The sequence below is a fragment of the Hymenobacter terrestris genome (assembly GCF_013377905.1).
Taxonomy (GTDB): Bacteria; Bacteroidota; Bacteroidia; order Cytophagales; family Hymenobacteraceae; genus Hymenobacter; species Hymenobacter terrestris.
The window spans coordinates 81115-87306 of sequence record NZ_JABKAV010000013.1; the positions used below are offsets into that span (position 1 = coordinate 81115).

At 58.4% G+C, this 6192-nt stretch carries 7 protein-coding genes; 4 read left to right on the forward strand and 3 right to left on the reverse strand.

Annotated features, from left to right (window positions below):
• The first annotated feature begins 30 nt into the window (after window positions 1-30).
• A complete protein-coding gene (locus HW556_RS06995; protein WP_176899298.1) occupies window positions 31-591 on the forward strand; it encodes a helix-turn-helix domain-containing protein in 561 nt (186 codons plus the stop codon).
• Window positions 592-1493: 902 nt separating this feature from the next.
• Complete coding sequence (locus tag HW556_RS07000) at window positions 1494-1664, forward strand: hypothetical protein (RefSeq protein ID WP_176899300.1); 171 nt, start codon at window positions 1494-1496, stop codon at window positions 1662-1664.
• A gap of 95 nt (window positions 1665-1759) precedes the next feature.
• Here HW556_RS07000 and HW556_RS07005 read toward each other — a convergent pair whose 3' ends face one another.
• A complete protein-coding gene (locus HW556_RS07005) occupies window positions 1760-2239 on the reverse strand; it encodes a hypothetical protein (protein WP_176899302.1) in 480 nt (159 codons plus the stop codon).
• Between the two features lie 323 nt (window positions 2240-2562).
• Window positions 2563-3981: a DEAD/DEAH box helicase gene (locus tag HW556_RS07010; protein WP_176899304.1), complete on the reverse strand. Its 1419-nt coding sequence runs from the start codon at window positions 3979-3981 to the stop codon at window positions 2563-2565.
• Between the two features lie 224 nt (window positions 3982-4205).
• On the opposite strand from HW556_RS07010, the gene HW556_RS07015 reads away from it, so the two are divergent.
• Entirely contained in the window at window positions 4206-4718 is a 513-nt protein-coding gene (locus tag HW556_RS07015) for an NUDIX domain-containing protein (RefSeq protein WP_176899306.1), read from the forward strand.
• A 79-nt stretch (window positions 4719-4797) separates the two neighbouring features.
• Here HW556_RS07015 and HW556_RS07020 read toward each other — a convergent pair whose 3' ends face one another.
• Window positions 4798-5358: a hypothetical protein gene (locus tag HW556_RS07020; RefSeq protein ID WP_176899308.1), complete on the reverse strand. Its 561-nt coding sequence runs from the start codon at window positions 5356-5358 to the stop codon at window positions 4798-4800.
• Window positions 5359-5601: 243 nt separating this feature from the next.
• Between HW556_RS07020 and HW556_RS07025 the strand changes: the two genes are divergently transcribed.
• Window positions 5602-6144 carry a PsbP-related protein gene (locus HW556_RS07025; protein ID WP_176899310.1) on the forward strand — a complete coding sequence of 181 codons (543 nt, stop codon included), beginning with the start codon at window positions 5602-5604 and terminating at the stop codon, window positions 6142-6144.
• The last annotated feature ends 48 nt before the right edge of the window (window positions 6145-6192 follow it).

Consider the following 6192-nt stretch of genomic DNA (forward strand, 5'->3'; position numbering starts at 1 on the left):
GCGTACATTTGTAAACCACCTAAATAGCTTATGCTCGACCGGATTCAGGAGTTGTTGCGCGTGCGGGAACTGAGTTCCTCGCAGTTTGCTGATGCTATCGGCGTATCCCGTCCCGTAGTAAGCCACATCCTGAGCGGGCGCAACAAACCCAGCCTGGAGGTTGTGCAGAAGGTTATAGCGGCCTTTCCCGACCTCTCACTTAGTTGGCTTCTGAATGGGACCGGGTCGATGCTGGAGCGCGTAGCCGTCGCAGAGGTAGCAAAAGCCAGCGTTGCCTCTGCTGCAACTGTACCTCGCGCCCAGCCAGTCACCGAGCCAGCCCCCATAGCAGCGCCACTGCCCACCGTAGTGGCTGCACCCGTTCCACAGCCTCCCTTGGTTGCTGCTGAGCCCGTAGAGGCCCTTAAGCAGGCTGTCCAGCCCCGTGTGGCCGGCCCGGTGGTGGCAGTGGAACCCGCCACATCAGTGGCCACGCCTGCCGGAGCCGATTTGGCCTACGCGTTGGCAGAGCCAGGCAAGACTATCCGCCGGATCGTGCTCTTCTATCAGGATGGCACGTTTACGGACTTTCGGCCTGAAACCGGAGCCTAGTATGTTCTCGTAGCTACGGGGAGGATAAGTTATACACTGCTACAAGCCTGAGCAGACACTTATAAACAGCGGAGGGTACAGGTCTGTAACTGGTTGTTAGCTAGTTTATTGAATTCTGTGCAACAACCTGCCGGTACCTTCTTTTTTGCCCACTGATCAGGAATTAGTAGCTATTTTTTTGCTCCGTCTGACGACACGATTCGGTTCCTCGGAAAGGCGCTGTTAGAGACGGAGTGCAATTTGTCAGTAGGTGTCTGTACCGACTGTTGGTGGGCCTTGTCAAGCTGTTATTCCGCTTTCTATACCTGGCCAAATACGTACTCCCTTATATTGAAAATACGCTAAACTATGCTCTGCTAACAAAGTTACTAGGTTTGGTTTATAGACTTTTGCAAAGTATTGTTATTCAGTATCTAGATTCAAGTGTTGTGAACCAAGGATAGAGGTGTTAGTCTTTGGCAGAGGGTAGCTTCGGTATGCCTATAGCCACATATTAGCAGTGCGGAATATAGTGCCGAAATTCGGTGGCAATGATATCCCCACTTGCTAATGAAGTTGTCGGTGACAAGCGGTCATAAAATGCTACTTGCAATTGGCCTGGTACCGCTAATGGCCTTAGCGAAGCCGGGCCAACTTCGGTTGAGTACGGCAAGGGAAGTAGTCGGCCGGAAAAGGTCAACGTCTGGCCTTGTTTCAACTCCGGAGGCTGTCTCGACTAGGCACTTGGTAGCATTAGGTCCTGTTGATAGTTGTAAACTACTTCGGTAGCGACACGCTTAGCTGTTAGGTAAGCTAGATGGTTAACATTCGTTACATAGCCTTGGCGACGGACCTGAAACAGAATACGGAAAGGAGGTAATGGTGGATTTGCCCGGTTTCGGTCTGGTGTGTACCTTTGGGACATGAAAAATCTTCGTCTGCTCGTTTTCCTCGCCGCTGGCGCTTCCCTGATTCTGTCGTCCTGCACTCAGTCCCCCGACCCGGAAAAGGACCCCAATGCCGATGCGGCCTATAAGCGCAGCCACCGCCCCGAACAGTACCGCGAGGCGCAACGTAGCAACGTCAATTACTAATACTCCTTCCGCTACGGAAATCAGGTCAAATGAAAAGCCCCGCCGGCAGCTGCCGGCGGGGCTTTTATGCTTCTGCTATTACTGTTCTGCCAAGCCTACAGCTGTGCAGTTACCAGATCTGCTGTCGGCACCAGGCTGGGCAGCTCAATGGTAGCCAGCAGTTCGCCCTCCAGCAACCCAGCCCAGGTACGCAGATAAAGCACCACGTCGTCGCGCTGGTTGTGGCGCAGGGCGTTGCGACGCTCAAACGGGATAGTGGCCCGGATAGCCGGGTCGGAGAGGCGCTCCAGGTGCGTAAGGTCGGCCCGGCTGAAGCCCAGGGCCAGCATCTCATCAATGGTTTCGTCGATGGGCAGGCCGCTGGTGGGGCAATAGTCAAGCAGCTGCCGCTCCCAGTCGCCGTAGCGCTGCATGGCCCGGGTATGGATTTCGGCTTTGGTTAGCTTGGTAACGGTCTGGGCCAGGTGGCCGCAGTTGCAGCTGCCCATGTGTCCCCACTGGTAGGGGGCCTGGGTAGCGAGGCGCTGAGCCGTATCGCGCAGTGCCTGAATAACGGGAAGGGTACGTTGAGCCATAACGGAGAATAAAAAGCTGTTCCGGAGCGGGAAAAGGTACTAAAGCTCTTTGGCAAGTCAAAAGGATATTAGCCCTCATCTGACTGCCGTGCAGCCAAAGTATGAAGTGCTTTTGATTTGCCAAACAGCTTCAGTATAGTAAGCTACACGCTGCCTTTTTGTTTGCCGGCCCCGACTAAACCGGCTCAACTATTCCGGCCGGCTTGTACGAACTAATCCCCATCGCCGCCCGCTAAACGGGCAACGACGGGGCTTGATACTGGAAGTTACGCTACTGCCGGACCAAAACCTGCCCGGTAGCAGCAAACAGGATGGTGCAGCGCCTACCGGCTGCCGCCCCGGCCCCGACCGATGCCACCTCGCGAAGAGCCGCCGCTGGCGGGGCTACGCTGGCTTTCCCCACGGCCGGCCTGGCTGCTGGTCTGGCTGCGGGGGCTGCTTTCGCGGCCTCCGCCGCTGGCGGGGCGCTGGCTCTCCCGGCCACGGCCACCACCGCCCTGCTGGCCGCCTTCGCGACCCGGACGGGCCGGACGACCAGCCGGACCCTTGGGACGCTTGATGGGCGGCCCGCCGGTCAGCGGCACGGGCTGCACCGCCGAAGTGGCGTAGGGGTGGCTCTGCACTACCGGCACCTGCCGGCGGATGAGCTTCTGGATGTCCTGCAGGTAAGCGCGCTCCTCGTCTTCGCAGAAGGAAAGGGCCGTACCGTCGGCACCGGCGCGGCCGGTGCGGCCGATGCGGTGCACGTAGGTTTCGGGCTCATTCGGAATTTCGTAGTTGATAACGTGGGTTAGTTCATCCACGTCGATGCCGCGGGCGGCAATGTCGGTGGCGACCAGCACGCGGGTCGAGCCGGCCTTGAAGTTGGACAGGGCCCGCTGGCGGTGGTTCTGCGACTTGTTGCCGTGAATGGCTTCGGCCGGAATATTGGCCTTGGCCAGCGTTTTCACCACCTTGTCGGCGCCGTGCTTGGTACGCGTGAATACCAGCACGCGGCGGATATTCTTGTCCTGGAGCACGTGTTCGAGTAGATCGGCCTTATCATTCTTATCGACCATATACACGGCCTGCGTCACGGTTTCGGCAGTGCTCGAGATAGGCGTTACGGCCACCTTCACCGGGTTGGGCCGCAGAATGCTGCCGGCCAGTTCCTGAATCTGGCCGGGCATGGTGGCCGAGAAGAACAACGTCTGGCGGCTGGCGGGTAGCTTGGGCAGGATGCGCTTGATGTCGTTGATGAAGCCCATGTCGAGCATGCGGTCGGCTTCATCGAGCACGAACACCTCAATCTGGCGCAGGTCTACGAAGCCCTGGCTCATCAGGTCGAGCAGGCGGCCGGGCGTAGCAATAAGCACCTCGACGCCCCGCTTGAGGATTTGTACCTGCGGGTGCTGGCCCACGCCGCCGAAAATAACGGTAGAGCGCAGCTTGGGCAGATGGCGGCCGTACGATTTAAAGCTCTCCCCGATCTGGATGGCCAGCTCGCGGGTAGGAGTGAGCACCAAGCACCGAATGCGGCCGGGCGCGTGGCGCTCTACCTGGGCCGTTTGGTGCAGAATCTGAAGAATGGGCACGGTGAAAGCGGCCGTTTTACCGGTGCCGGTCTGGGCGATGCCCAGCAAGTCGTGGCCTTCCAGCACCTGCGGAATGGCTTGCTGCTGAATGGGGGTAGGGGTAGTGTAACCTTCCTCGTGCAGGGCACGGAGGATAGGCTCAATCAGGTTGAGTTCGTCGAACGACATCTAAAGAAAAAAAGCAGCCGCCGGAGGGCGGCGAAAATGACACGGGAATATATCCGCCGGCAAAGGTCGGGCTTTTTAGTTTTACAGCGTCGATAAAGACGTATAATAGGCCTCTGGTGGGCGAGCCGGCGCGGCACCGGCGCGGCACAGGACGTCCGGCCGCTACCCCTGCTTGCCGCAAATAACCGGCCACCTTTTAGCAACCTTCTGATTCAACGTAACTCATGCACATTATCGACCGCCAAACTGCCTACGACGGCCACTATAAAATCAGCCAATTGCGGGTTCAGGACGGCGATAAGACACTTAAGCGCGAGCGGTTCGAGCCGGGCACGGCCGTGGCAGCGCTGGTGCGCCATACTGACAGCGGGCAGTACATACTGGCCCGGCAGTACCGCATTGGCCCCGAAAAAGAGCTGGTGGAGCTGGCCGCCGGTATGGTTGATGAAGGGGAGGAGCCGGCCACGGCCATCCGCCGCGAGTTGCAGGAGGAGCTGGGCTACGACGTGGACCAGCTGGAACAGATTGCCCGCATATTCCCTTCGCCCGGCAACAGCGCCGAAATCATTACCGTCTTCTATGCCGAAGTCAGCCGGCAGTCAGGCCCCGGTGGGGGGCTGGCCTCGGAGAACGAGCGGATTGAAGCGGTAGAATTCTCGGCCGACGAATTATTTGCTGCCGAATTTGAAGATGCTAAAACCATCATTGCCGTGCAGTGGGCCCAGCTGAGGAAATAGGCAGAATAATATGCCCCAAATATATAAAGCCCGTAGCCGGAATCGGCTACGGGCTTTATACATTTGGGGATAAGGCGAACTATTGCGCTTTAATGATGTACTCGAAGTTCTGCTTGGTCTTGGCGTCGTTGATTGTCAGGGAAACGTCCTGCTCACTGGCTACTTTAACAAATGAGATAACGCGCTTGCTCATGTACAGGTCGCGGTTCCAGAAGCGGCCCTGGCCGGCGGGTAGCTCAGGGAGATTGAGTAGCTCTTCGCCGGCTTTGTTTTTTGCCAGCAGGCTCAGGTAGCTGGGGTCAGCATTCTTGGAACCCCGCCGATACATCGTTACCGTAAGCTGCCCACCAGCTGGAAGCTGAGTCAGGCGGCGCTGATACGTGGTGTCGGCCCAGCTGTTGATACGCTTTAGTTCGTTGATTTGGGCCAGCAGATCGACGTAGGGAAGGTAGGCTACGCGGGTTACGCAGGCATCTACCTCGGCTTCTTCGTCGGTGTTCTTTGTTACATTCAGCACGTAAGTGCTTTCTTCGTCTTTCTTCGGGAAAGCGTACTTTTTGCGGGGCTTGCCAGCCATGGACTGCGCCGAAGCCGCCAGCGTGCTCGACAGGATCAGCGTGATGAGGAGAAGTTTTTTCATATGGGTAAGTGAGGGGCAGAGATATTCCGCAAATAGGCGTGTAAAGGTACGTAATAAACCGGCTGGCTTCAGCCCCTAATATGGCTGGCCGGTGAGAACAATGGTATTTTTTTCGTGTTCTCGGTCGCTTCCTTCCTGTACCGGTGCAGTGTGTGGAGCTGGAGCCAGGAACATCCGGTTTGGCTGCCTATTTTTGAGGCAATGAGGTGGTTAAAATATATGGCCTGGGGAAAGATTTGGCTCTTGCTACTGTTGTTCGCCGTGCCCGGCCCGGTGTGGGCCCAAGGCAATACCGCCGGCCAGACCTACACCGACGTCCGCGGCGGCTACCAGCTTGGTTACCCCACGGGCTGGCAGGTGATGCCCGGCGAAAACCATCGGACTACGTTTTATGTGGGGCCTGACTGGGAAACCACGCCCGCTACGGCCTCCATCAGCCTGCACCCGCTACCCGACGACCGGAAAAGCCTCAACCTTTTGCAGGCCGGCCAGCTCGACTCGGTGTGGCGCTACGTAACCAGCCTGCCCCGGGCGCGGGTGTACCGGCTGGAGGAGCGCGACGAGGACCGTTTCCAGGAGTTGCGCTACGATTACGCCTACGACGATGCTGCGGCCCGCCCGGGTAACCGGCAGCGGACGCGGGTGCTGGGCCGCCGGCTCTGGCGTGAGGGCTATGAGTATCGGCTTGAGTACCGTGGCCCCGACGGGCTCGACCCGCACCGCGCCGCCGCCCAGCAGTTGCTGGCCGGCCTGCAAAAGGTTGAGGCTTTTCCGGGCGTCGGGTAGCGGGTGCGGGCTGATGGAGGCCGTAGCGGGCGTGGTTTCCCCGTCAGG

Coding starts and splice junctions, on each gene's coding strand:
- HW556_RS06995 (WP_176899298.1), top strand. CDS start 31: ATGCTCGACCGGATTCAGGAGTTGTTGCGCGTGCGGGAACTGAGTTCC.
- HW556_RS07020 (WP_176899308.1), bottom strand. CDS start 5,358: ATGAAAAAACTTCTCCTCATCACGCTGATCCTGTCGAGCACGCTGGCG.
- HW556_RS07010 (WP_176899304.1), bottom strand. CDS start 3,981: ATGTCGTTCGACGAACTCAACCTGATTGAGCCTATCCTCCGTGCCCTG.
- HW556_RS07015 (WP_176899306.1), top strand. CDS start 4,206: ATGCACATTATCGACCGCCAAACTGCCTACGACGGCCACTATAAAATC.
- HW556_RS07000 (WP_176899300.1), top strand. CDS start 1,494: ATGAAAAATCTTCGTCTGCTCGTTTTCCTCGCCGCTGGCGCTTCCCTG.
- HW556_RS07005 (WP_176899302.1), bottom strand. CDS start 2,239: ATGGCTCAACGTACCCTTCCCGTTATTCAGGCACTGCGCGATACGGCT.